The 25,311-nt window shown below is 72.7% G+C and carries 21 protein-coding genes; 3 read left to right on the top strand and 18 right to left on the bottom strand.

Features of this window, described 5'->3' with window-relative positions; translation table 11 throughout:
* Nucleotides 1-83: 83 nt before the first annotated feature.
* From ACFQUZ_RS03690 to ACFQUZ_RS03665, 6 genes are all read right to left on the bottom strand, one after another.
* Nucleotides 84-284: a DUF3046 domain-containing protein gene (locus ACFQUZ_RS03690; protein WP_377437565.1), complete on the bottom strand. Its 201-nt coding sequence runs from the start codon at nucleotides 282-284 to the stop codon at nucleotides 84-86.
* 3 nt (nucleotides 285-287) lie between these two features.
* Entirely contained in the window at nucleotides 288-1,742 is a 1,455-nt protein-coding gene (locus tag ACFQUZ_RS03685; protein WP_377437564.1) for an MFS transporter, read from the bottom strand.
* A 107-nt stretch (nucleotides 1,743-1,849) separates the two neighbouring features.
* Nucleotides 1,850-2,992, bottom strand: coding sequence for an acyl-CoA dehydrogenase family protein (locus ACFQUZ_RS03680; protein WP_377437562.1), 1,143 nt, complete (start codon nucleotides 2,990-2,992; stop codon nucleotides 1,850-1,852).
* 39 nt (nucleotides 2,993-3,031) lie between these two features.
* Nucleotides 3,032-3,859, bottom strand: a complete 828-nt coding sequence (locus ACFQUZ_RS03675; protein WP_377437560.1) for a GNAT family N-acetyltransferase — start codon at nucleotides 3,857-3,859, stop codon at nucleotides 3,032-3,034.
* A 109-nt stretch (nucleotides 3,860-3,968) separates the two neighbouring features.
* Nucleotides 3,969-4,670, bottom strand: coding sequence for a UdgX family uracil-DNA binding protein (locus ACFQUZ_RS03670; protein ID WP_377437558.1), 702 nt, complete (start codon nucleotides 4,668-4,670; stop codon nucleotides 3,969-3,971).
* 130 nt (nucleotides 4,671-4,800) lie between these two features.
* Nucleotides 4,801-6,138, bottom strand: a complete 1,338-nt coding sequence (locus ACFQUZ_RS03665; RefSeq protein ID WP_377437557.1) for an aminotransferase class I/II-fold pyridoxal phosphate-dependent enzyme — start codon at nucleotides 6,136-6,138, stop codon at nucleotides 4,801-4,803.
* A 41-nt stretch (nucleotides 6,139-6,179) separates the two neighbouring features.
* Here ACFQUZ_RS03665 and ACFQUZ_RS03660 point away from each other — a divergent pair, with 41 nt between their 5' ends.
* A complete protein-coding gene (locus ACFQUZ_RS03660) occupies nucleotides 6,180-7,424 on the top strand; it encodes a bifunctional pyridoxamine 5'-phosphate oxidase family protein/GNAT family N-acetyltransferase (protein ID WP_377437555.1) in 1,245 nt (414 codons plus the stop codon).
* Between the two features lie 51 nt (nucleotides 7,425-7,475).
* Here the strand turns inward: ACFQUZ_RS03660 and ACFQUZ_RS03655 are convergent, their stop codons facing one another.
* Nucleotides 7,476-7,904, bottom strand: a complete 429-nt coding sequence (locus tag ACFQUZ_RS03655; RefSeq protein WP_377437553.1) for a DoxX family protein — start codon at nucleotides 7,902-7,904, stop codon at nucleotides 7,476-7,478.
* 71 nt (nucleotides 7,905-7,975) lie between these two features.
* Nucleotides 7,976-8,353 carry a VOC family protein gene (locus tag ACFQUZ_RS03650; RefSeq protein WP_377437552.1) on the bottom strand — a complete coding sequence of 126 codons (378 nt, stop codon included), beginning with the start codon at nucleotides 8,351-8,353 and terminating at the stop codon, nucleotides 7,976-7,978.
* Nucleotides 8,354-8,432: 79 nt separating this feature from the next.
* On the opposite strand from ACFQUZ_RS03650, the gene ACFQUZ_RS03645 reads away from it, so the two are divergent.
* Nucleotides 8,433-9,359, top strand: coding sequence for a sigma-70 family RNA polymerase sigma factor (locus ACFQUZ_RS03645; protein ID WP_377437550.1), 927 nt, complete (start codon nucleotides 8,433-8,435; stop codon nucleotides 9,357-9,359).
* Nucleotides 9,360-9,464: 105 nt separating this feature from the next.
* On the opposite strand, the gene ACFQUZ_RS03640 is transcribed toward ACFQUZ_RS03645, so the two are convergent.
* The 10 genes from ACFQUZ_RS03640 to ACFQUZ_RS03595 form a co-directional block, all read right to left on the bottom strand.
* Entirely contained in the window at nucleotides 9,465-10,331 is an 867-nt protein-coding gene (locus ACFQUZ_RS03640; protein ID WP_377437549.1) for a sporulation protein, read from the bottom strand.
* A gap of 15 nt (nucleotides 10,332-10,346) precedes the next feature.
* Nucleotides 10,347-11,408: a hemolysin family protein gene (locus ACFQUZ_RS03635; protein ID WP_377437547.1), complete on the bottom strand. Its 1,062-nt coding sequence runs from the start codon at nucleotides 11,406-11,408 to the stop codon at nucleotides 10,347-10,349.
* A gap of 58 nt (nucleotides 11,409-11,466) precedes the next feature.
* Nucleotides 11,467-12,795 (bottom strand): hemolysin family protein, encoded by a 1,329-nt coding sequence (locus ACFQUZ_RS03630; RefSeq protein WP_377437545.1) that lies wholly within the window; start codon nucleotides 12,793-12,795, stop codon nucleotides 11,467-11,469.
* 355 nt (nucleotides 12,796-13,150) lie between these two features.
* Complete coding sequence (gene mnhG / locus ACFQUZ_RS03625; protein WP_377437544.1) at nucleotides 13,151-13,606, bottom strand: monovalent cation/H(+) antiporter subunit G; 456 nt, start codon at nucleotides 13,604-13,606, stop codon at nucleotides 13,151-13,153.
* Between the two features lie 34 nt (nucleotides 13,607-13,640).
* Complete coding sequence (locus ACFQUZ_RS03620; protein ID WP_377437543.1) at nucleotides 13,641-13,904, bottom strand: monovalent cation/H+ antiporter complex subunit F; 264 nt, start codon at nucleotides 13,902-13,904, stop codon at nucleotides 13,641-13,643.
* Nucleotides 13,901-14,476 carry a Na+/H+ antiporter subunit E gene (locus tag ACFQUZ_RS03615; RefSeq protein WP_377437542.1) on the bottom strand — a complete coding sequence of 192 codons (576 nt, stop codon included), beginning with the start codon at nucleotides 14,474-14,476 and terminating at the stop codon, nucleotides 13,901-13,903. The genes ACFQUZ_RS03620 and ACFQUZ_RS03615 overlap by 4 nt, the downstream gene beginning before the upstream one ends.
* Nucleotides 14,473-16,212 (bottom strand): Na+/H+ antiporter subunit D, encoded by a 1,740-nt coding sequence (locus tag ACFQUZ_RS03610; RefSeq protein WP_377437541.1) that lies wholly within the window; start codon nucleotides 16,210-16,212, stop codon nucleotides 14,473-14,475. The genes ACFQUZ_RS03615 and ACFQUZ_RS03610 overlap by 4 nt, the downstream gene beginning before the upstream one ends.
* 115 nt (nucleotides 16,213-16,327) lie before the next feature.
* A complete protein-coding gene (locus ACFQUZ_RS03605) occupies nucleotides 16,328-16,795 on the bottom strand; it encodes a Na(+)/H(+) antiporter subunit C (protein ID WP_377437540.1) in 468 nt (155 codons plus the stop codon).
* The gene (locus ACFQUZ_RS03600; RefSeq protein ID WP_377437539.1) at nucleotides 16,792-19,665 is read right to left on the bottom strand and encodes a Na+/H+ antiporter subunit A; all 2,874 of its coding nucleotides are present in this window, start codon (nucleotides 19,663-19,665) and stop codon (nucleotides 16,792-16,794) included. Before ACFQUZ_RS03600 ends, ACFQUZ_RS03605 begins: the two co-directional genes overlap by 4 nt.
* A gap of 560 nt (nucleotides 19,666-20,225) precedes the next feature.
* Complete coding sequence (locus ACFQUZ_RS03595; protein ID WP_377437538.1) at nucleotides 20,226-20,567, bottom strand: hypothetical protein; 342 nt, start codon at nucleotides 20,565-20,567, stop codon at nucleotides 20,226-20,228.
* A gap of 195 nt (nucleotides 20,568-20,762) precedes the next feature.
* Here ACFQUZ_RS03595 and ACFQUZ_RS03590 point away from each other — a divergent pair, with 195 nt between their 5' ends.
* Nucleotides 20,763-25,301 carry an ATP-dependent helicase gene (locus ACFQUZ_RS03590; RefSeq protein WP_377437537.1) on the top strand — a complete coding sequence of 1,513 codons (4,539 nt, stop codon included), beginning with the start codon at nucleotides 20,763-20,765 and terminating at the stop codon, nucleotides 25,299-25,301.
* Nucleotides 25,302-25,311: the final 10 nt, after the last annotated feature.

Below are 25,311 nucleotides of genomic sequence, written 5' to 3'. Positions count from 1 at the left end.
CCTGTGGACGGCGCCTCGCTGTGGACAATAGCCGAACAGGTGTACGACACCGCACGCGACACGCGTACCCACCCAAAAGCAACTCAGCGTAGTCGCGCCGGCACCCGGTCGGGATAGGCCGCGCACACCGCCCGCCACACCACCGCGGTCTGCTCGCCGTCGGCGATGGCCTGGTCGATGGTTCGTCCGGCCAACTGCGGAAGGACCTGGTCGGCGGCGATGCTGGCGGCGTACCCGGACCCGAAGACCTCCTCGAGCCGGCCCCAGAAATCCGTCAACCGCACCGGTCACTCCCTACGCGGGTCATCCGCCGCCACCGGCGGCACCGGACGCAACGCTAGCGCCAACAGCGGCACGGCCGCGAGCGCGGCCAGCGCGGTGAGCACCGGGTAACCCGCGAGATGCACGACGAACCCGCTGAGCGCGCCGGCCAACGCGCCGGCCAGTCCCATCGTCAGGTCGGACAGGCCCTGCGTCGCCGGACGCACCGCTGCCGGCACAGCCTCGGTGAGCAGGGCGGACCCGGCCACCATCGTGCCCGACCAACCGAGCCCCAGCATGGTCAATCCGATCGCGAGCCATAGCGTGTTGTGCCCGGCGCTGCCGGCCACCGCGCAGGCGGCCAGCAGCATGGCCAACCCACCGACGATCACCCGTCGGCGGCCGAACCGGTCCGCCAGCAGGCCGACCACCGGCGACAGGGCGTACATGCCGGCGACGTGCAGGCTCAACACCACCCCGACGACGCGGAGCACATCGGCGTCGCCGTGCGTCTCGTGCAGCCGCAGGGGAGTCATCACCATCACGGCGACCATCACCAGATGGCCCACCGCGACGGCGGCCATCCCCAGCCGGGCCGCCGGCCGGTCCCGAATCACCCGCAGCGCCGCCCCCATCCCATCGGCACGGCGCGGCTGCCCCCCGCCGACCGAGGGGCGTCCGACGCCGGGCGGCGCCGCACTCTCCGGGACGGTCACCGCCTTCTCCGGGACGGTCACCGCCTTCTCGGGGACGGCCACCGCCACAGGGTTCGCCGGCACGGCTGTCACCGTAGCGACCGCCGGAACCGCCTCCGCCGCGCTCGCCGGGGCGGCCGTCGGCGCGGTGAGCCGCTGCGCGGTGAGCAGCGGATCGGGCCGCAAGAAAGTCTGCACCAGCACGGCCGCGACGATGTTCGCCACCGCGCTGACCGCGAACGCGCCGGCCAGTGGCGGCAGGTCGAGCCGCGTTCCGAGGCGATCGGCGAGCGGTGCGAGGTTGGGCGCCGCCACCGCCCCGACCGTGGTCACCCACACGATCAGTGAGAGCTGCCGGGCCCGGCGCGCCGGATCGGCCAGGTCGATGGCGGCGTACCGGGTCTGCAGGTTGGCCGTGGTGCCGCCGCCGAACAGCAGCATCCCCAGGAAGAGCAGTGGCACCGACCGGATCACCGTCGCGACCACCACCAGCACCGCCCCCAGCGCACCGACGAGGTACGCCAACGCGAGACCCGGTCGCCGACCGGCGGCCCGCATGATCCGGCTCACCGGCACGGCGAGCAACGCCGCGCCCACCACCCCGGCGCTGATGGCCAGGCCGGACAGCGCGGTGCCGGCCACCTCCTCGGCGAGCAGGGCACCGACGGTCAGCCCGGTCGCCACCCCGATGCCACCGACGACCTGACTGCCGGCGAGCAGGCCAAGCGTGCGGCGTTGCAGCCGGGGTACGTCGAGACCGGCCGAGGTGACGAGTTCGGTGGCCATCGGCCCTCCTCGGTAACGGGCGGCGAGCCACTCTACCCTTTCGCCGCGCCTCCCCGTACCCGTCGAGGCGTACCCGTCGCGCGGCGAACTCCGGCGCGGACCTGGACCTACAGCCCCAGGCCGCGTCCGATGATCTCCTTCATGATCTCGGTGGTGCCGCCGTAGATGGTCTGCACCCGGCCGTCCAGCCACGCCTTCGCGACCGGATACTCGACCATGTAGCCGTAGCCGCCGTGCAACTGGACGCACCGGTCCGCGACCTTGATCTGCAGTTCGGTGGTCCACCACTTGGCCTTCGCCGCGTCGGCCACCGACAACCGGCCGGCGTTGAACTCGGCGACGCAGTGGTTGACGAAGGTACGCGCGATGGTCACCTCCGTGTCGAGTTCGGCGAGCAGGAACCGGTTGTGCTGGAACGCCCCGATCGGCCGGCCGAACGCCTGCCGCGTACGGGCGTAGTCGAGGCTGATGGCGAGCAGTTTCTCCGCCGCCGCGACGGCGGCGATGGCGATGCTCAGCCGCTCCCGGGGCAGGTTGCCCATCAGGTGATAGAAGCCGTGGTTCTCGGTGCCGATCAGGTTCTCCGCCGGCACCCGACAGTCGTCGAAGAACAGTTCGGCGGTGTCGTTGGCCTTGAGGCCCACCTTCTCCAGCCGCCGGCCCCGGGTGAACCCCGGGGTCTCCCGCTCGACAGCGATCAGGCTCACCCCGTGCGCACCCTGGTCCGGTGCGGTCTTGGCGACCACCAGCACCAGATCGGCCAGCTCTCCGTTGGTGATGAACGTCTTCTGTCCGTTGAGGACGTAGTCGTCCCCGTCGCGGACCGCCGAGGTACGGACCCCGGCCAGGTCGGACCCGGCGCCCGGCTCGCTCATCGCGATCGCGGTGACCAGGTCACCGGAGCAGAACCCGGGCAACCAACGCTTGCGCTGGTCGGGAGTGGTCAGCTCGGTGAGGTACGGGGCGATCACGTCGTTGTGCAGGCCGAATCCGAGTCCCGAACAACCGGAGGCGACGATCTCCTCGACCAGCACCGCGTTGAACCGGAAGTCGCGCTGGCCTCCGCCACCGTACTCCTCGTCGATGTCGGGACCGAGTAGGCCCGCCGCCCCGGCGGCCCGCCACACCCCCCGGTCGACGATGCCGGCCGCCTCCCACTCCGCGTGCCGGGGCACCGCCTCCCGGGCCAGGAATTCCCGGCACAATGAGCGGAACTCCTCATGTACAGACTCATAGAGGTGCTGCTCCATGCCGTCAGTCTGGCACCACGACCGGGTGGCGCGCGATCATCACACGTACCGGATCCACCAGGTCGCCTCGGCGATCGCCCGGAAGCCCAGCGAGTCATAGAGCGGCCGCCCGGCCGGGGTGGCGGTCAGCACCATCCGACGCTCCGGCAGCCCCGCCAGCACCGATTCCAGCAATGACCGGCCCACCCCGTACGACCGGTGCTCGGGCAGCGTGGTCATCCAGTAGAGCCCGGTCGTGACCGGACCGGTCAAGGTGAGACAGGCACCGGCTGGCACCTCGCCCCGGCGAGCCAGGTGGAGCCCGACCTCGGGCCGGTCGAGCAGCGCCGGTGGGAAGGCCTCCCCCATCTGGTACGGCTGGAGCGGCGGCAGCGGGAAGTCATGCACCACCACGTCCTCCACCAGCGTCAGCTCGTGAACGTGCCCGACCCGGTGCACGTCGATCGCCGCGTCGCCCAGCGCCGCCGGGTCCGGGGTCGAGCTCGGAGCCAACGCCGGGGCCAGGGCCGGGGCCGAGGTCGGGGCCGAGGCCGGGTGAGCCCGCCCAACCGGCTCCGGCGGCCGGACCATGATCGGCATCCGCATCGGAGCAAGACCGCACCCGGTCAACTCCACCGTGCTGAACGGGTCCTCGACGGTGACCGGCCCGGGCAGCCAGCTGCGGACCAGTTCGATCAGGTTCGCGAGGTCCGCCACGGACGGCTCGGGCGTCAGCAGCAGCACCCGCAGGCCCGTCCGGTCGCTGCCGGTCACGGCGAGGAAGCCGGGTCGGCGGACCAGGGCGTGCCCGCGAGCGTCGGCGAGCACCGACCAGAAGGCGGCAAAGTTGTCGGTGGCCAGGCGGAGATCAGGGGAAGCCGTGCCCATCATCGGCACGGTACGCGACCGACGCCCGGGGTGGGACTGAACCGACACTTAGCCGGGCGGTCAACAGGGGGCGCCTCCACTGCGATGTGCGGAAGGGTGCAAGCCATTCCTAAACGCGGAGGGCGCGGGCGGCCACCGTCAGGTCGGCGACCAGCCCGGCGTACGCGTCGTCCTGGTTGTCGGCGCGTAGCACGGCCGACGGGTGGATGGTGGCGACCAGTTGCACGGTCGGGGCGTCGGCGACGGTGCCGGAGGCGTCCACCGGCACCCGGGCGAAGTCGTCGGGGTGCTGCGCCGACGCCGGCCACGGCAGCAACTCGCCGCGCGACCGGGTGACCCGGAACGACGGCCCGAGCAGCGCCTTCGCGGCGGTGGCCCCGAGCGCCACGACGACCCTCGGGCGCAGCTTGGCGAACTCGGCGACCAGCCAGGGCCGGCAGGCGACGATGTGCGTCCGGTCCGGGGTCTGGTGGATGCGTCGCTTGCCGCGCGTCTCGAAACGGAAGTGCTTCACGGCGTTCGTCAAATAGATCCCTTGTGGATCGATGCCGGCGTCGTCCACCGCCCGGCGGAGCAGGTGCCCGGCCGGCCCGACGAACGGCAGCCCCTGCTTGTCCTCCATGTCGCCGGGCTGCTCGCCGACGAACACCGCCGGTGCGTGCGCGTCACCCCGACCGAACACCGTCTGGGTTGCCGGTTCGTACAACTCGCACCCCCGGCAGCGGGCGGCGGCTGCCTTCAGCGCGTCGAGGTCATCGGCGTCGGGCGGGATGAACTGCTGGGCGCCGGGCGCGGTCCGGATGTCGGGCATGCGGTCTGTTCTACCCCGCCGGACCGCGCGCACGCACTGATCCCGCTCGGCGCGCCCCGGTCGAGCACCGCACCCACCCCTCCTTCCTCGTCGATCTCGTCGATCTCGTCGAGGTGGGGGGTGGGGGGAGTTAGGCGCGGAAGGCTGCGGGGTGGGCGGGTGCGGCCGCCGTGACGACGGCGCTGGCGAGGGCCGGGATGTCCGTGTCGTCCAGCGGGCTGATGGTGATCCGCACGGCCGGCTCGGCGGCCAGCCGGTAGAGCGAACCGGGAGCGACGGCGTAGCCGGCGTCGCGCAACATGGTCACCGCGCGCGTCTCGTCCGGCACCGGCACCCAGACGTTGATTCCGGTGCGGCCGGCGGCCTCGATCCCCCGTTCCGCGAGGGCGGCGCGAAGGGCGTCCCGCCGCCGGTCATAGCTCGTCGCCGCGGCCATGACCTGTTCGGCGGTGGCCGGATCGGTCCACAGCCGGACGACCAGGCGTTGCAGCACGGTGGAGACCCAGCCGGCGCCCAGCCTTAGCCGGCCGGTGAGCCGGCCGAGGGTGGTGTCGTCGCCGGTCACCGTCGCCAGCCGCAGGTCCGGCCCGTACGGCTTGCTCAGCGAGCGGACGAACGCCCAGTGTGAGGTCGCGCCGGCCAGGCTGTGCGGCGGGACGTGGGCCAGTTCGGCGGCATGGTCGTCCTCGATCACCAGCAGATCCGGATGGCCGGCCAGCACCGTCCGGAGCGTGGCGGCCCGGTCGGCACTCACCGCGGCGCCGGTGGGGTTGTGCGCTCGGGTCGTCACCACCAGGGCCTGGACACCGGCCGCGAGCGCCGCCCGGACGCCGGCCATCGTCGGCCCGTCCCGATCCACGGGTACGCCGACGGCGCGCAGGCCGAGCGCCGCCACCAAGTCGAGCAGGTTGGCCCAGCCGGGATCCTCCACCGCCACCGCGTCTCCGGCCCGCAACCGGGTGCCCAGCAACCGTTCGATGCCGTCCAGCGCCCCCGAGGTGACGGCGATCCCGCCGGCCGGCACCCCGTCGGCCCGGAGCCGGGTTCGAGCCAGGTCGGCCAGGTCGGGCAGCACCCCGCCGGCGGCGTACCCGATGGGGTCGGTGAGCCCGGCGGCGACGGCCGCGAGCGGCGGACCCAGCGGCGGTAGCAGCCGGGGGTCCGGTTCGCCGGCGGACAGGTCCCGCACCCCGGGCGGGACGGGCGGCCCGGCCGAGCGGGTGGCGACGACCGCCGGCCGGTGCCGCACCCGCGTGCCGTTGCGGCCGGCGGTCTCGACCAGGCCGCGCTGACGCAGCACCTGGTACGCGCGGGCGACGGTCGCGGGGCTGACCGCCAGCTCCGCGGCGAGGGCCCGCACGGCCGGTAGGGCCGCGCCCGGCGGCAGGGCTCCGGTGCGGATGCCGGTCTCGACGCTTGCCGAAATGCCGAGCGCCGTCGTACCGGTCAACTGATAACGTACTGACACAGTTTAAGGATTGTACTAGAACAAAGGACGGAGCGCGTCAGATGTTCGCCACCACCGACCGCACCGCTGCCAGCCGCTACCGGGAGCGCATCGACCGGCGCCAGGAACCCGCGCACGACCTGCTGGACGAGGCGTACCACTGCGTCCTCGGCTTCACCGTGGACGGTGAGCCCCGGCTGCTGCCCACCCTGCACGTACGCATCGGTGACACGCTCTACCTGCACGGGTCCACCGGCAGCCGGCCGCTGCTCGCCGCCCGGGCGGAGCCCGGGTTGCCGGTCTGCGTGGCGGTCACCCAGCTCGACGGGTTGGTGTACGCCCGCTCCCAGTTCCACCACAGCGCCAACTACCGATCGGCGGTGGTGCACGGGGTGGCCCGGCTGGTCGCGGAGGAGGAGACCAAACGGCGGGTGCTGGCGGCGCTCGTCGACAAGGTCGGCCCCGGCCGGGCCGCCGACACCCGGCCACCGACCCGGCGGGAGTTGGCCGAGACGGCGGTGCTCGCGTTGCCGCTGCACGAGGTGACCGTCAAGCGCCGGTCCGGGGCGCCGGTGGACGACGAGGCGGACCTCGACCTGCCGTACTGGGCCGGCGTGTTGCCGCTGCGGCAGGTCGCAGGGGTCCCCGAGCCGGCCGCCGGGGTGACCGTGCCGGTGCCCGAGTACCTGCGCCCGGTCACCTCACCCTGGCTGTCCGCCGAGCCGATGCGGGGCGACCACGTCGCGCTGGAGCCGCTCGACGCCAGCCACACCGAGGCGCTGTACGCGGCCGGTGCTGACGAGGAGGTGTGGCGACACCTCGGCTCGGCCACCCCGGACGGCCCCGCCGACGTGGCCGGGTGGGTGACCGCCGCGCTGCGCGCCCAACTCGCCGGGGAGCGGGTGCCCTGGGTGCAACGGTGCGCGCGGACCGGCACGGTCCTCGGCTCCACCTCGTTCTACGAGGTCGACCCGGAGCGGCGCAGCCTCGCCATCGGCTACACCTGGCTGGGCCGGCCCTGGTGGCGTACCGGAGTCAACACCGAGGCCAAGCTGCTGCTGCTGGACCGGGCGTTCGGCGCTCTCGGCGCCGTCCGAGTGGTCTGGCACACCGACATCCGCAACGAGCGCTCGCAGCGGGCCATCGAGCGCCTCGGTGCCCGGCGGGAAGGGGTGCTGCGGATGCACAAACAGCGCGCGGACGGATCGTGGCGGGACACCGTGCAGTACGCGATGACCGAACAGGACTGGCCGGACGCACGACGGCTGCTGCGGGACAGGATTCGACCAGCCGCATCCGCCGCGTGACGACAGTGGTTCCCTGGACACCGCTGATCTCCAGCGGCGTCCAGGGGTACCTCAAGCCGCAACCTCCGCCCGACCACCGGGCCACCGGAAACCCTTCTCCGGTCGGTTCACCCAGGCCACGATGCTGACCAGCACCAGGTGGACGGGAGCCGAGACGCTGTGGGCCACCGGATCCCGATTGGCGATGTGCGTGATGACGGCCCCCACAAGGATGACGCCCAGCAGCGCCGCACCAACGAACCGGGCCTTCGGTCGGGGTGTTACCAGGAGGATGGCGCCGACGATCTCCCCGGCTGCGACCAGGAAACGGAACCAGGCCGGATAGCCCCATTCGACGAACTTCACCGAGTACGGCGGGCCGAAGAACGTCTCGCCGGGAAGGATCTTGGTGATCCCGCCGACGGTGAACGCCACGGCCATCACCCAGCACAGCGCGGTGAGCAGGCGTGGTCGCCAGCCCCGGACAGGTCGATCAGACAACTCAAGCTCCTTCCTCAGGGCGCCGCCCGAGCCCGGTGTCGGTGCACGAGCGGCCGCGGGCGCGTCGGACGTCAGGCGTTGTCGGACCCGACCAGACCGGGATCGCTGGGGGTTTGGATGAGACCGATCACGTTGCCGTCGACATCCCGCACACTGGCCACCAACTTGCCCCCACCAACGTCCTTGATGTCCTGCTCCGCCTTTGCGCCGACGGCGAGCAGGCGGCCGAGGCTGGCCTCGATGTCGTCGACGTGCCAATAGCCGACCGGCCCGGTCATGCCCTTGTCGTGGCCGTGGGGATCCAGCCCCACGTCCTGCCCGTCGCGGTCGAAACCGACGTAGTAGGGCTCGTCCATGTACGGGGTGACCCCGAGCAGGTCGCCGAACAACGCCTTCGCCTGAGCCAGATCCCGGACCGGGTAGATGATCGTCCTGAGGCCCGTCGACATGGTTGTGCTCCTTGATGTGTTACCTCAGCGGGTGGTGCTCCGTCACCGCTATGACGGACAGCGACGGGAGAAGGTAACTGTGGACGACGAGTGGTTGGCCGACCGGTTCGAACCGCACCGGGCCCGGTTGCGGGCCGTGGCGCACCGGATGCTCGGCTCAAGCGGAGAGGCCGAGGACGCCGTCCAGGAGACCTGGCTCCGCCTCGCCCGTACGGAGGCCGATGGCGTGACCAACCTGGGTGGCTGGCTCACCACCGTGATCGGTCGGGTATGCCTGGACATGCTCCGGTCCCGGACCGCCCGCCGGGAGGACCCGCTCGACGCCCGCGACGAAATCGCCCGGCCGACAACGAACGCCCGGCCGGTGGCGGCCGACGAGCCGGTCGACCCGGAACAGGAGGCGCTGCTGGCCGACTCTATCGGCGCCGCCCTGCTCGTGGTCCTGGATACGCTCTCCCCCGCCGAACGGCTCGCCTTCGTGCTGCACGACCTGTTCGCCGTACCGTTCGACCAGATCGCCCCGATCCTGGGGCGGTCCCCGGACGCCACCAAGATGCTTGCCAGCCGAGCCCGCCGCCGTGTGCGCCAGACCGGCGGGCCGGAGCCCGCCGAGGAGCCCGACTCCCTCGGTCGGCCGGATCGCGACCCGGAGCGGCAACGGCAGGTGGTCGGAGCCTTCCTGGCCGCCGCCCGGGATGGCGACTTCGCCGCGCTGCTGGCGGTGCTCCACCCGGATGTCGTCGCCCGTGCCGACGGTGCCGCTGTGCTGATGGGCGCGGCGGGCGAGGTACGAGGTGCGGCGGACGTGGCCGGCACCTTCGCGGGACGGGCCCGGGCGGCCCAGCCCGCGATGGTCGACGGGCGGGCCGGCGCGCTCTGGACGCACGCCGGCCGCCCCCGGGTGGTGTTCGCCTTCACCGTGGCCCACGGGCAGATCACGGCCATCGACCTGATCGCCGACGCCGACCACCTGACCCGCCTCGACCTGGTTGCCCTCCATCGGTGACCACCGCCAGGCCGGGAGGCGCCTTCGACCCTCGGCACCGACGTCCTACCCGGCGACGGCCGGACCGCCAGACCTCGGTGTGCTCGGTCGGCGTCGCGGGTGAGGTCAGCCGGCCGTAGCGCCTGGATCGCCGCCCTGCTCCAGCCGGTCCGGTGGTCGGCTGACCCGCGGCGACTCGGTCAGGTGCGGATGCACCGGGTACGGCGAATGGGCCGCGACGTGCCGATCTATCGCCTGCCGCAGCCAGCCGTCCACCACCGACGGCCAGTCGGCACGGTCGGCACCCGAGTGGTTGACCCGGAACCGGCTGATGCTGGTGTGCCCGCCGCCGGCCAGCGCGAGCCGACGGTCCAGCCAGAGGATGACGTCCACCCCGGTGTCGTCGGTGACGAAGGTGACCTCCACCTCGCTCATCGGCCCGGCGTACAGCGGCGCCGCCCAGTAGCCGATCACCTGGTGGAAGCCGAAGACCTGGTCGACGTTGGGCAGCCGCCCGTCCCGCAGCGCCGCCTGCCGCAGCTCGAACCCGAGTTCGGCAAGCGTTCCCAGGACCCCGGCCTGTACCGGCAGCGGATGCACGAACACCGGTCGCATGTCGTCCGGCCCCGGGCCATCACCGGTCGACACCTCGGTACGCAGGCCGAGCCGCAGAGCCAGCGGCGCCTTGTCGTCCACCACGCTGACCGGGGTCTCCCAGGGCATCGGGGCGGCGAACGGCACCACCCGGCGTTCCCCGGCGGCCAGCAGGAACGGCCCGGCCACCGGCATCCGGTGGAACTCGACAAGCGCCTGCCCGCCATCGTCCCGCTCCACCTTGCCGACCAGGCCCAGCCGGACACCGTCGATCCGTACCGGATCCAGCGTGGCGGTCAGCGTCACCCGGCCGGGGAGCCGCAGGCCCGGCCGCGTGCTGGGATTGGTGAGGTCGGTCTGCACCGACAGTCCGGGCGGTCCCGCCACCGGCAGCCCCACCGACCCCACCTCCACTCAGCGCATCCGCCGGCCCCGCGGGACCGGGTCGGTTTCGTCGTCGAACTCGCCGATGACCTCTTCCAGGAGGTCCTCCAGGGCCACGAAGCCGACCGGTCGGGCGCCCCGCACCGGGACGACGAGCGCCAACTGCGCCTGCCGTGCCCGCATGGCGGCCACCGCCTCGGTCACCCTGGCCGTCGCCGGCAGGGCGAAGGCGTCCGTCATCAGGTCCGCCGCCGTGGTCGGCCGCCCCGCGGTGGTCGCCCGGACCGCCTCCCGCACATGCACCAGCCCGGCGATCGCGCCGTCGGCGCCGCGGACCGCGAGCCGGGACCGGCCGCTGTCCCGGGACACCTCCTCGATCCGGTCCGCGGACGCCCGCCCGTCGACCGCGACCAGCCCGTCCAGCGGCTCCATGACGTCCTTCACGGCGGTGCCCTGCAGCTCCAGCATGCTGGTGAGCATCAGGTGCTCCTGCGCCTCCAAGAGCCCGTGTTCGTGCGACTGTTCGAGCAGGATGCGCAGCTCTCCCGGGCCGTGCACCTGGGCCAACTGGTCCTGCGGCTGCACCCGGACCAGGCGCAACGTGCCGTTGGCCAGCCAGTTCAACGCGGCCAGCACGGGCCGGGCCAGCCAGGCGAACGCGCGGAACGGCAGGGCCAGCAGCAGCGCGGACCGCTCCGGATGGGTGATCGCCCACGACTTCGGCGCCATCTCCCCCACCACCAGGTGCAGGAAGGTCACCAGCGACAGTGCGATCACCAAGGCGATGACGTGACTCGTCGCCTCCGGCAACCCGACGAGGTGCAGAAGCGGGCTGAGCAGGCGTTCGATCGCCGGTTCGGCCAGCGCACCGAGGCCCAGGGTGCACACGGTGATGCCGAGCTGCGCGCCGGCCAGCATCAGGGACAGCTCCCGGTTGCCGGCCAGCGCCGCCCGGGCCGCCCGGCTGCCCGTGGCGGCGGCCTGTTCGAGCCGGTAGCGCTTGCTCGCGACGAGGGCGAATTCGGCGGCCACGAAGAAGGCGTTCAGCGCCAGCAGGATCAACGACAGGAACAGTGCCAGGCCGGCGCTCATCGGTTACCAGCCTTCGTTCGCGACTGCGGGGCTCGCACAACCGGCTCACTCCTCGCGCTCACGCACGCACCTCCAGCCGTACGGCGTCGGCCACGTGCCGATCCACGGCCAGCACCTCGACCAGAGCGTGCGGGATCTGCTCCGGCGCGTCGGGGTCAACCGGCAACACGATCTCCAGGCGGTCACCCACCTCGGGCACCCGGCCCAGCTCGCGCATCACCAGTCCGGAGACTGTGTCGTATTCGGGCGCCTCGGGCAGCTCGATGCCGGTGCTGTCGGCCACCTCGTCGATGCGCCAACGCGCCGGCACCACCCACGAACCGTCGGGCTGCCGGACCGGTGCCCGTTCGGGGGGATCGTCCTCGTCCCGGATCGGTCCGACGAGTTCCTCGGCGATGTCCTCCAAGGTGACCACCCCGGCGAAGCCGCCGTACTCGTCGACCACGCAGGCGAGTTGCCGGTGCCCGGAGCGCAGCCGGTCCAGCACCGTCGGCAACGGCAGCGTCTCCGGCACCAGCAGCGGCGGCACGGCCACCGCGGCGACCGGGGTGGTGGCCCGCCGGTCCGCCGGCACGCCGAGGACGTCGGCGATCCCCACCACCCCGACCAGGTCGTCCAGGTCAGCCCCGTGTACGGGAAAGCGGGAGTGCCCGGTGTCCAACAGCTCGACCAGGCGGGTCACCGGGTCGTCGGCGCTCAGCGTCACCACGTCCACCCGGGGCACCATCGCCTCCCCGGCGGTCAGTTCGCGGAAGTCCAGGCCCCGGTCCAGCAGGTTGGACATCTCCGCGCTGAGATGACCCTGCTTCTGTGAGGAGGCGATGATCTGCTCAAGGTCCTCATGGGTGGCGCCGCTGGGCAACTCCTCGATCGGTTCGATGCCGACCCGGCGCAGCAGCCGGGTCGCGGAGGCGTCGAAGAGCCGGATCAGCGGTCCGGCGAGCGCGAGATAGATCCGGGTGGAGCTGGCGAGCGCCCGGGCCAGCGCCTCCGGCTTGGCGATAGCGAGGTTCTTGGGAGCCAACTCGCCGAAGACCATCTGCACCACGGTCGCGATCAGCAGGGCGAGGGCGACCGAGAGCGGCAGACTCACCCCGGTCGGCAGGCCGACGCCGCCGAACAGCTCGGCCAGTCCGGCACCGAGGAACGGCTCGGCGACGTAACCGACGAGTAGCGCGGTGACCGTGATGCCGAGTTGGGCACCGGAGAGCATGAAGGAGAGCCGGCCGGTGACCTGGAGCGCCTGGCTCGCGGCGCGGTCACCGTCGTCGGCGAGTTGGCGCAGCTTGCCGCGATCGGCGGCGACGTAGCCGAACTCCTGGGCGACGAAGTATCCCGTCGCCGCGGTCAGTACGAGAATCAGAAGGAGGCCAAGGGCGATCAGCACGGATGCGTCAGTGCTCCCCGTCGCCGCTCGGACTGCGATGGCCGACGTGTCGACCAGGAATGCCGGGCCCGACCCGGCTGGCTACTACTGCCCTCCTGGGCAGTCGAGTCGATCATGCCGTCAAGTTTAACCAGGCAGGCTGGAGGTTCGCTGAGAGTGCCGGAAGCATCCCCGGTGCCTGGTTTCGCTGCCCGTACTCCGTTCGCCCGCCCGGCCGGTTGGCCGACCGGAAGCCGCGGCGCGTCGGTAAAGCCGCGACCCGCCGGTCATCTCCGCAGCGTGGCGCGCCCCACGGAAGCCGCGGCGCGCCGATCAGGAGGATGTTCCACGTTCCCAGTAGCGACACGCGTCCGCGCTACGGTGCCGGCCTGGGCCCGTCGTCCTGACCGCTGAAGGGCTGATCCGTGCCGGACGACGCGGAACCACCGGCGGATCGCGGCGGCCCGTGGGTCCGCGCGGCGGACCCGCGCCCAACCCGCCGGTCAGCGAGTTCGTCGACGTCCAGCAGGTCCGGGCGCAGCTTCCGAGACCGGTATCCGGCCCGGCCGATCATCTGCCCCGTGATCGGCGCCGTGATGAGCTGGAACGCCCCGATCAGCAGCAGCATCGGCAGCACGGTCGGGGTGCGCAGCCGCAGCCCAACCCCGACCAAAATCAGGAGTACGCCGAGCACCTGCGGTTTCGTCGCCGCGTGCACGCGGGACAAGGTGTCCGGGAATCGGAGCAACCCGATCCCGGCGGCCAGGCTCAGCAGGGCGCCAGCCACCAGGCATGGCAGGGCGAGCAGGTCCGCGACATCGGCACCGGTCATCGTCCACCTCCGCTGACGGCTCTCGCCCTCCCGGTCACGGTTCCTCACTGCCGGAGAACCGGACGATCGACACCGAGCCGACGAAGCCCAGCAGGGAGAGCACCCCGAGGACCGGCAGCGTGGTCGTGTGCCGGTTGATCGCCGCCTCCGCGCCCACCGCCGCCACCATCAGCGTCAGCAGCACCTCGGCGGCCACGATGCGGTCCAGCACGGCGGGTCCGCGGACGAGCCGGACCAGCGCGAACAAGGCGGCGACCGACAACGGGACCGCCACGGCGAGCGCGATTGCGAGGTTCATCCCGTCGGCTCCCGGTCCGGCCGGGCCGCGACCCGGCGCACCTCGGCGGGTGAACCCACTGCCCGGACGAGCCGGGCCTCGACCCGGTGAATGCGCCGCCGTCCCTCGGCCAGGGAGCCCGCCCCGCGCACGTCGAACACATGTACGAACAGGATGCCGGCGTCGCGATCGACCTCGACCACCAGCGTGCCGGGCACCAGCGAAACCAGCTCGGCGGTGAGCGAGAGGTTGAGGTCGGAGCCCACCCGCAGCGGCACCGCGATCACGGCGCTGCGTGGGACGCGACCGCCCCGGATGGCCAGCCAGCTCAGTGCGACGCTCGCCGCCACCAGTTCGACCACGAAGTGGGCCGCCAGGCGCACCAGTGGCAGCGGCCGCAGCCGTCCCCGGAAGGTCACCGGTGGGAGCGGGAAAAAGATCAACACCACTACGGCCACCAGCATGCCGCCGACGAGGTTGGCCCAGCTCAGCTCCGCCCAGAGCAGGTTCCAGATGAGCGTCAACCCGGCCACCGCGACCAGGTCCCGCCCCCGTCGGCGCCGCCACGTGGCGGCGTTCGCGGGCCGGCTCACGGCTCTCCCCCGCCCAGCACCGCCTCGATGTACGGGCTCCGCTGGTTGAGATCGACCGCTGCGTCATCCACGATCCGGTACACCGGTCCCGCCACCACGGCGACCACGACACCGAGGACGACAAGCGCCATGGTGGCGCCGACCATCAACGGGTGGAGAGCGCCGGACGAATCGCCCTCGGCACCGTCCACCTCGGTGTGGCGGACCGTCCCCGTATGCCGGGGATCAGTTGCCGGCCGGCCCCCAGCGGGTTGATCTGGTTCGTGCGGCGCCGCGGGCGCCACCTGCTCGGCCAGTTCAGGTTCCGGTCCCGGGTGGTGGCCGGAACGAGCGGTTGCCGACGCCACGGCCGACATCCCGGGGGCCGACCGCACGCCAGCCGCGAGGGGCGGTTCTCCGGTCACCACCGGTTCATCCGCCGGACGGTCCCGCCAGAACGCCAGACTCCAGACCCGCACCATGGCGTACAAGGTGAGCAGGCTGGTCGCCACCGCGCCGCCCACCAGCACGGCCGCCAGCACCCCACGATCCGCCACACCGGCCTCGATGAGTCCGAGCTTGCCCAGGAAGCCCGACATCGGCGGAATCCCCGCCAGGTTCAGCGCCGGAACGAGAAACAGCCAGCCGAGCAACGGAGCGGCGCGGGCGAGCCCGCCCAGTCGGTCCAGGTTGGTGCTGCCGGCACGCCGCTCGACCAGTCCGGCGGCGAGGAAGAGGGCGGTCTGCACCGTGATGTGGTGCAGCACGTAGAAGGTCGCCGCGGCCAGCCCGCGGACCGTGGTCAGCCCGACCCCGAACAGCAGATAGCCGATGTGGCTGACAAGCGTGAACGACAGCAGTCGCTTGATGTCGCTCTGGACGACGGCACCGAGGATGCCGAACAGCATGGTGAGCAGTCCCAGCACCAGCACCACGTCGGCCGCCCGGCCGCCGGGGAAGAGCAGCGTTTCCACTCGGATGATCGCGTAGACGCCGACTTTCGTGAGCAGGCCGGCGAATACGGCGGTGACCGGGGTGGGCGCGCTCGGATAACTGTCCGGTAACCACGCGGCCAGCGGGAAGACCGCGGCCTTGATGCTGAACGCGAGCAGCAGCATGACCTGAAGGGCCAACCGCAATCCGTCCGGCAGGTCGGCGAGCCGGCCGGCGAGTTGGGCGAGGTTGAGCGTGCCGGTGGCCGCGTACACCAGCCCCACCCCGGTCAGGAACAGCATCGAGGAAAGCAGACTGACCACGACGTACGTGGCACCCACCCGGACCCGCACCTCACTACCGCCCAGCATGATGAGCACGTAGCTGGCGGCCAGGAGTACCTCGAAGCCGACGAACAGGTTGAACAGGTCACCGGCCAGAAAGGCGTTCGTCACGCCGGCGGTCAGCACCAGGTAGGTCGGATGGTAGACGGTCACCGGTGCCGTCTCTGCGCCACCGGCCTGGCCCTGCCCGATGGAATAGAGCAGCACACAGAGAGTCACCGCCGCGGAGACCAGCAGCATCAGGCTGGCGAGCTGGTCAGCGACCAGCACGATGCCGGTACTGGCCGCCCAACCTCCCACCTCCACCACCACGGGGCCATGCCGGTCCGACTCGACAAGCAGCAACGCCGCGACGAGCATGATGGCCCCCTGGACGGTCACGCTCAGGGTGCGCTGGGTCCGGGGCCGCCCGACCAGCACCAGGGTGAGCGCCGCGCCGAGCAGCGGCAGCATGACGGGAAGCGGCACGAGCGCGCTCACGGTGCCGCCGTCCGTTCGCGCTGCGGGGCTCGCAAACCCGGCTCACTCCTCGCCCTCACCGGTGCCGCCGTCCGTTCGCGCTGCGGGGCTCGCAAACCCGGCTCACTCCTCGCCCTCACCGGTTGGTGCCCCGGCCGTGGAGGCGGCGAACCGCGGCGTCCAGGTCCACCTGTTCCGGATCGTCCGGGCCGGTTTCCGGTGCCGTGTCGCCGTCGGGGACCTCGTCGCGCTCCGCGAGCCGGACGATCTGACGGTCCTCGGGATCGTCCTGGAGTTCGTCGTTCCCCCGCACCTGCCAGCTCCGGTATGCCACCGCCAGCAGCAGCGCCGTCATGCCGAATGTGATCACGATGGCGGTCAGCACCATCGCCTGAGGCAACGGATCGCTCATCGCGTCCGCTTCGGTCTCCCCGACGATCGGCGGCCCCCCGGGTCGGCCACCGACCAGGATCAGCAGGTTGATGCCGTTGCCGAGGACGACCACGCCGAGCACGACCCGGGTCAGACTCCGCTCCAGCAGCAGGGTCACCCCGGCGGCGAACAACACGCCGAGGGCGATCACCGTGACGAGTGACGTACTCATCCCGCCGCCTCGCCCGGATCGACCCGTCCGGTCAGGCCGGGCGGCAGCGTCCGCTCACTGGTCGCGCCTTCCCCCCGCCGGTGCCCGCCGGTCGCCTCCAGTTGCTTGTCGATCCCGCCACCGAGGCTGCGCAGGATGTCCAGGACCAGGCCGATCACCACGAGGTACACCCCGATGTCGAAGAACAACGAAGTGACGACGTACGTGTCCCCGATGAGCGGGAGATGCGCGGACAGTTTGGTCGCGTCGAACACCGGTCGACCGACGAACATGGCGAGCGCCCCCGTGCTGACCGACGTGAGCAGGCCGGCGCCGAGCACCACACCGGCGTCGACGGGCGCCGCCTCGTCCAGTTCGTGCCGTCCGCCGGCCAGGTACCGCAGCGCCAGCGCCAGCCCGGCCACCAGCCCGCCGGCGAAACCGCCCCCCGGCGCGTTGTGCCCGCGGAAGAGCAGGAACAGCGAGAACACCACCACCGTGTGGAAGATCAGCCGGGTGACCACCTCGAGCACGATGTAACGCCGTCGGACCGCCACGGTCGGGCCGCCCCGCAACCAGGTCCGCTCCCCCGGCTCGGCGGCCGGCGCCTCGGCGCGGGGCGGCCGGGCCCCGGCACGAGGGTGCACGAAGATCAGGCTGGCCACTCCGGTCGCGACCACCACCAGGACCGATATCTCCCCCAGGGTGTCCCAGGCCCGGATGTCGACAAGCACCACGTTCACCACGTTGCGGCCGTGACCCACGGTCTCCGCCAGGTCGGGGAACGCGTCGGAGACCGGTGCCGCCCGCCGTCCGCCGGTCGCGGCCAGCACCAGCCCGGCCACGAGCAACCCGACCCCGCAGCCGAGCGCGACCCGGAACCACCGGCTCCGGCGCAGCGGGCGGGCCGAGAAGTTCGCCGGCAACCGGCGAAGCACGAGCATGAACACCGCGATGGTGACCGTTTCCACGAGGAACTGGGTGAGCGCCAGATCCGGCGCGCCGTACAGAATGAACATCAACGCGGTGCCGTACCCGGTGACTCCCACCAGGACCATCGCGGTGATCCGCCGGCGCGCCCAGACCGCAAGCACGGCCGCCAGGGCGAGCACCCCGATCACGACCGGCTGGACGGGGTCGAACCAGGGTCGCAGCCGCGTCCCCCAGGGCCAGGCGTCGGCCAGCGCCACCCCGCCCACCACCAGCAGGACGCACAGGATGGTTGCCAGGTACTGCGGCACCGAGCCGCGCTGGGTGGCCCCGGTGACCTCGATGGCCAGCCGGCCGAGCAGGTGGGTGGCGCGCTGGTAGACGTGGGCACCGGCGATGGGCGCGCGGATCCGGCCAACCACCGGGGTGACCCGGTCACGGAACAGGAAGATCCCCAGCCCGCCTGCCACCGCCAGCACGGACAGGCCCAGCCCGAGCGTGAAGCCCGGCCAGAGGACCAGCGGATGCGGTGGGCCCGGAAAGCGTGTCGTGTACGGCGCGAAGATCGTGTCGAGTGGCCCGGCGAGCGGCCCGAGCGCCAGCGCGGCCACCGACAGCACCGCCGGCGGCACGAACAGCAGCAAGCCGGTCCGGCGGACCGAGGTCGCCGGGCGACCCGGCTTGTCGGCGAAGGCGCCCCACATGAATCGGGCGCTGTACGCGACCGTGAGCGCTGTGCCGATCAGGACTGCCGCCAGCACCAGGAGTCGCCGCTCGACGGCCACCACGGCGGCCTCCTTGGCCACGAACCCCAGCAGCGGCGGCAGCCCAGCCATCGAGGCGGCCGACAGCCCGGCCACCACGGCCAGCGCCGGCATCCGCCGACCCAACCCGGAGAGTCGGTCCAGGTCCCGGCTGCCAGCACTACGGTCCACCACGCCGGCGACCAGGAAAAGCGCCGCTTTGAACAGGGCATGGGCCAGCAGCAGGGCGAGTCCCGCCGTGGCCGCGGCCCGGTCGCCCGTGCCGACCAGCAGCACGAGCAGGCCGAGTTGACTTACCGTGCCGTACGCCAGCAGTAGCTTGAGGTCGACCTGCCGCAGCGCCGCCCAGCCGCCGGCCAGCATGGTGACGGCGCCGAGCACCGTGACCGCCGGCCGCCAGCCGGCGGCCGCGGCGAGCCCCGGCGTGAGCAGGGCGACGAGGTAGATACCCGCCTTGACCATCGCGGCGGCGTGCAGGTACGCGGAGACCGGGCTCGGCGCGGCCATCGCGGCCGGGAGCCAAAAACTGGTGGGGAAGATGGCGGATTTGGTCACCGCGCCCACCAGGATCAGCAGCGCGGCGGTGGCCAGCCGGCCGTCGGTGGGCAGCCGCCCGGCCACGATCTCCGACCAGCGGTACGTGCCGGCATGTTCGCCGAGCAGGACGAAGCCGACAAGCATGGCCAACCCGCCAAGCGTGGTGACCATCAGCGCCTGGGCGGCGGCCTGCCGGGTGGCACGGCGCGCCGGGTTCTGCCCGATCAGCAGATACGAGAAGACGCTTGTCAATTCCCAGAAGACGTAGAGCAGGAGCAGGTTGTCGGCGATCACCAAGCCGGTCATCGCTCCGGCGAAGCCGACGAATGAGCCGGCGAACCGGCCGAGCGACGGTGTGTCCGCCGGGAAGTACCGCGCACAGTAGACGAGCACGAGCGCGCCGACCCCGCCCACCAGCAGCAGCATCAACCAGGACACGGGATCGAGCCGCAGCGCGAGGTCCAGGGCCAGCCCGGGGATCCAGGGGTACGTCTCGGTCACGCTGTCGCCTCGCCGCACCTCGGCTGTCCGGGAAACCGCCCAACCCGCCGCCACGGCCGGGACCAGAGCCAGGACGACGAACGCCTGCCGGCCCCACCACCGCGTGAGCGCCGGCGCGCCAAGCGCCGCCGCGAGGTGCAGGGCCAACAGGACAAGCATGCGTGCGTACTCCCGAGTCGTCGCCGGGTGGGGCTACGACGAATCAGACGGCAGATGGCGAGGGTAGATGAGCGATTCGCGGAATCTGCCGGAAATCGGCCACCGATCGGGTACGCGGCCGGTCCGGTTGACCGCGGCGAAACCGGCAACGGGCCGGGAGGCGTGGTCGACGGCGCGCGGGGCGGAGCCGGAGGCACCCCCGGAGCGGAGCCGGGCCGGAGAGGGGCAGGGCTGGAGAGGGGCAGGGCTGGAGAGGGGCAGGGCTGGAGAGGGGCAGGGCTGGAGAGGGGCAGGGCTGGAGAGGGGCAGGGGCTGGTCCGGGGACGGCCGGGCGGAGGGGCAGGAGCGGGGCCGGGGGGTGAGGTGGGACCGGAGGGGCAGGGGCGGGGCCAGAGTGGGGGATTCATGATCATTGGAGGAAAACGGTGCGATCGCACGGCGTGTCGGGTCCAAATCCAGCAACGATCATGGGCGAGGCCGGCGAGACGGGCGGGCGGCGCCCGGGGTGGGTGGGCCGGGCGGCACGGGTTGAGCGGGGTTGAGGCGGGAGCCCGGAATGTTTAGGGGCGGTTACCGCCGGACGGTCGGACCGTCAGATCGGGGCGTTGAAGCCGCTCCGCGCTCTCGTCCACCAGGGCACGCACGAGGGCGAGTGACCGCACCAGGGCGAGCCGGCGGTTTCGGGGAGCGCGGACGAAGTGGTGCACCGCGACCCGGACCCGGGCCCGGTCGGCGGCGCTGGACTCGGCCGTGACTCTGACCAGTGCGCGCAGGCAGACCGCCAACCGCTCAGCGAGGTCGAGATCTATGCCGGTCAGCACCGGACGCAGGGCGTCGAGGTGCCCGTCGACCGCACGGATCAGCACGTCCACGCCGAGCGTCGAGTGGCGCTCGACGATCATGTGACCCCCTGCTGGTCGATCCGACTTGCCGGAGAAATTACGGTACGTGGCCAAAGGCAAGCAAGTAGTTAAGCGATAATTAATGCTTCTCATCTGATTCTTCGCGGGGGCGACTTAAATCCACCATTTCCGCCGCGCTCGGTCGACGCGTCCGCGACGTCCGGCGGCTGGCTGGTGTCGTACCCCCGGGGCAGGATGGATCGCGTGACCGGCATGCTGGCGGATTTCGGGGTGGCGACGCGGGAGTGGTTCGCCGCCTCCTTCGCCGCGCCCACGGACGCCCAGGCTGGGGCCTGGCGGGCGGTGGCCGCCGGTCACAACGCCCTGGTTGTCGCGCCCACCGGTTCCGGCAAGACCCTCGCCGCCTTCCTCTGGTCACTGGATCGGTTGGCCCGGGAGCCGGCGCCGGCGGACCGGCAGCGTCGCTGCCGGGTGCTCTACGTGAGTCCGCTCAAGGCCCTGGCCGTCGACGTCGAACGCAACCTGCGCGCCCCGCTCGCCGGGATCCGGCAGGCGGCCGCCCGGCTCGGCCAGCCACCGCCCGAGATCACTGTCGGGATGCGCACCGGCGACACCCCGGCCGACGAGCGACGCGCGTTCGCGCGTACCCCTCCGGACATCCTGATCACTACGCCCGAATCGCTGTTCCTGCTGCTCACTTCCGCGGCGCGGGACGCGCTACGCGGCGTCGAGACGGTGATCATCGACGAGGTGCACGCCGTGGCGGCGACCAAACGCGGTGCCCACCTCGCCCTGTCGCTGGAACGGTTGGACGCGTTGCTGGAGCGGCCGGCGCAGCGGATCGGGCTGTCCGCCACCGTGCGCCCCGTCGACGAAACCGCCCGCTTCCTCGGCGGCGCCCGCGCGGTGGACGTCGTGCAGCCCGGCACCGCCAAGACGATCGAGGTCACCGTTCAGGTGCCGGTCGAGGACATGACCCGGCTCGACGAGCAGCCGGACCCGGGCGACGACGACCTCGACCCGCGGCGACGGCCGTCGATCTGGCCCGCGGTCGAGGAGCGGGTGCACGAACTCATCCGCGCGCACCGCTCGACAATCGTCTTCACCAATTCCCGGCGCGGAGCCGAGCGGCTCTGCGCCCGGCTCAACGAGCTGGCCGCCGAGGCGGCCGGCCTCGCCCCGGCCGAGCCCGATCGGCAGCCGGCCGAGATCATGGCGCAGTCCGGCATGGCCGGCGGCGCCGCCCCCGTGATCGCGCGGGCCCACCACGGCAGCGTGTCGCGCGAGGAGCGCAAGCACATCGAGGAGGCCCTCAAGTCGGGTCAGCTGCCGGCCGTGGTGGCCACCTCCAGCCTCGAGCTGGGCATCGACATGGGCGCCGTCGACCTGGTGGTGCAGATCGAGGCCCCGCCCAGCGTCGCGGCCGGGCTGCAACGCGTCGGTCGGGCCGGGCACCAGGTGGGCGCCGTCTCACGCGGTGTGGTCTTCCCAAAGCACCGCGGTGACCTGCTCTCCTGCGCCGTGGTCGCGGAGCGGATGGCGGACGGCGCCATCGAGGAGCTGCGCTATCCGCGCAACCCGCTCGATGTGCTGGCCCAGCAGATCGTCGCCATGGTGGCGCTGGACCAGTGGCACCTCGGCGACCTGGCCGCGCTGGTCCGCCGCGCCGCGCCGTTCGCCGACCTGCCGGAGTCGGCGCTCACCGCGGTGCTCGACATGCTGTCCGGGCGTTACCCGTCGACCGCCTTCGCCGAGCTGCGCCCGCGGCTCGTCTGGGACCGGGCGACCGACCAGCTCTCCGGTCGGCCCGGGGCCCAACGGCTCGCGGTGACCAGCGGTGGCACGATCCCCGACCGAGGGCTGTTCGGGGTGTTCCTCGCCGGCGCCGAGCGGGCCGCCCGGGTCGGCGAGTTGGACGAGGAGATGGTGTACGAGTCCCGCGTCGGCGACGTCTTCCTGCTCGGCTCCTCGTCCTGGCGGATCGAGGACATCACCCCGGACCGGGTCCTGGTCTCGCCGGCGCCCGGACAGGCCGCCCGCATGCCGTTCTGGAAGGGCGACAACGCGGGCCGGCCCGTCGAGCTGGGCCGGGCCATCGGCGCCCGGCTGCGCGCCCTGGCCCGGGCCGACGACCAGGCGGCGGAGACCGCGCTCGTCGACTCCGGGCTCGACGCCTGGGCGGCGGGGAACCTGCTGGCATACCTGCGCGAACAGCGGGAGGCGACCCGGGCGTTGCCGGACGACCGCACGGTGCTGGTGGAACGGTTCCGCGACGAGCTGGGGGACTGGCGGCTGGCCGTGCACTGCGTGCTCGGCGCCCGGGTGAACGGCCCGTGGGCGCTGGCGATCGGCCGCCGGCTGGCCGAGCGGTACGGCACGGACGCCCAGGTGATGCCCTCGGACGACGGCATCGTGGTGCGGCTGCCGGACACCACCGACGAGCCGCCCGGCGCGGATCTGGTCACCTTCGACCCCGAGGAGATCACCCAGCTGGTCGAGGAGTCCGTGGGCACGTCCGCGATGTTCGCCTCCCGGTTCCGCGAATGCGCCGCCCGGGCCCTGCTGCTCCCCCGGCGTGACCCGCGCCGCCGCCAGCCGCTGTGGCAGCAGCGGCAGCGGGCCGCCCAGTTGCTCGACGTGGCCCGCGAGTACGCCGACTTCCCGATCACGCTGGAGGCCGCCCGCGAGTGTCTGCGGGACATCTTCGACCTGCCGGGCCTGGTCGGTCTCATGCGGGACCTGGCCGGTCGGAAGGTTCGGCTGGCCGAGGTGGAGACCCAGCGGCCGTCACCGTTCGCCCGCTCGCTGCTGTTCGGCTACGTCGGCGCCTTCCTCTACGAAGGGGACGCGCCACTCGCCGAACGCCGGGCCGCGGCGCTGGCCCTGGACTCCACGCTGCTGGGGGAGCTGCTCGGTCGGGTCGATTTGCGGGAGCTGCTGGACCCGGCGGTCGTCGTCGAGACCGAGCGGCGGTTGCAGTGGCTGACCGACGATCGCCGGCCCCGGGACGCCGAGGACGTGGTGGAGCTGTTGCGGCTGCTCGGCGACCTGTCCGACGACGAGTTGACGGAGCGCGGCGCCCGGCCGGAGTGGCTGACCGACCTCGAATCGGCACGCCGGGTGCTCCGGGTGCGGATTGCCGGCCAGGATCGGTGGATCGGCGTGGAGGACGCCGGCCGGATGCGCGACGCGCTCGGCGTGGCGTTGCCGGTCGGGGTGGCCGAGGCGTACCTCGCCCCGGTGGCCGATCCACTCGGCGACCTGATCGCCCGTTACGCCCGCGGGCACGGCCCGTTCGCCGCCGCCACCTGTGCCGCCCGGTTCGGGCTCGGGGTGGCCGTGGTCGAGCAGGCGCTTCGCCGGCTGGCCGGCACCTCCCGGGTGGTGGCCGGCGAGTTCCGGCCGGACGGTGCCGGCGCCGAGTGGTGCGACGCCGAGGTCCTGCGACTGCTGCGCCGCAGGTCGCTCGCCGCGCTACGCCGCGAGATCGAGCCGGTGCCGCCCCGGGCGCTGGCCACGTTCCTACCCCGCTGGCAGCAGGTCGGCTCGTCGGGCCGCGGTGTTGACGCGGTGGCCGCCGTCGTGGAGCAGTTGCAGGGCGCGGCGATGCCGGCCTCCGCGCTGGAACGCCTGGTGCTCGCCGGTCGGGTGGCCGACTACTCCCCGGCGTACCTGGACGAGTTGTGTGCCAGCGGCGAGGTGCTGTGGGCCGGCGCCGGGGCGATCGGCGGCGGGGACGGCTGGGTGCGGCTGGTCTACGCGGATGCCGCGCCGCTGCTGCTGCCCCCGGCGGACGACACCCTCGCGCTGACCCCGCTGCACGAGGAGATCCTGGCCGCGCTGGCCGACGGTCAGGCGCTCTTCTTCCGGGCGTTGTCCGAGCGGGTTGGCTCGACCGACGACAACGGGCTGGTGGCGGCCGTCTGGGACCTGGTCTGGGCCGGCCGGCTGACCAACGACACGCCCGCGCCGCTACGGGCCGCGCTCAGCGGTGGCGGCGCCCACCGGGCCAGGGCGACGGCCGGGCCGCACACCCGGTACCGGCGACCGGGCCGCGCGACGCTGCCGACCCGCACCGGGCCGCCGACCGTCGCCGGGCGGTGGTCGCTGCTGCCCGAGCGTGACACGGATCCGACCCGCCGGACCGCCGCCCTGGCGGACGCGCTGCTCGAACGGCACGGCGTGCTGACCAGGGGGACCGTGGCGGCCGAGGGCCCGGCCGGCGGGTTCGCCGGCGTGTACCCGGTGCTGGCGGCGCTGGAGGAGCGCGGCGCGGTCCGCCGGGGCTACTTCGTGGAGGGGTTGGGGGCGGCCCAGTTCGCCGTGCCAGGGGCGGTGGACCGGATCCGGGCGCTTGTCGAGCCGACCCGGGACGCGGGCACGGCGCTGGTGCTGGCGGCCGCCGATCCGGCCAACCCGTACGGTGCGGCGTTGCCCTGGCCCGAGCGGGTGGTGGACTCCGGCGACGGCGAGCCGGTCGCCGCCGGTGGGCACCGGGCCGGCCGCAAGGCCGGGGCGCTGGTGGTGCTTGTCGATGGGGCACTTGCCCTCTATGTTGAGCGCGGCGGCCGCAGCCTGCTCTCCTTCACCGACGGGCCGGAGCCGCTGGCCATGGCCACCAAGGCCCTCGCCGAGGTGGTGCACTCGGGGGCGTTGGGCGCGATCTCGGTGGAACGTGCCGACGGGGGCGCCGTGCGCTCCTCACCGCTGGCCGACGCGCTCATCGGCGCCGGGTTCCGGGCCACCCCGCGCGGCCTGCGCCTACGCGGCTGACCCAAAGGCG

The sequence above is a fragment of the Plantactinospora sp. GCM10030261 genome (assembly GCF_042666615.1).
Taxonomy (GTDB): Bacteria; Actinomycetota; Actinomycetes; order Mycobacteriales; family Micromonosporaceae; genus KBS50.
Note: the sequence above shows the minus strand (reverse complement) of the source record. Positions and strands in the feature narration are given on the sequence as shown.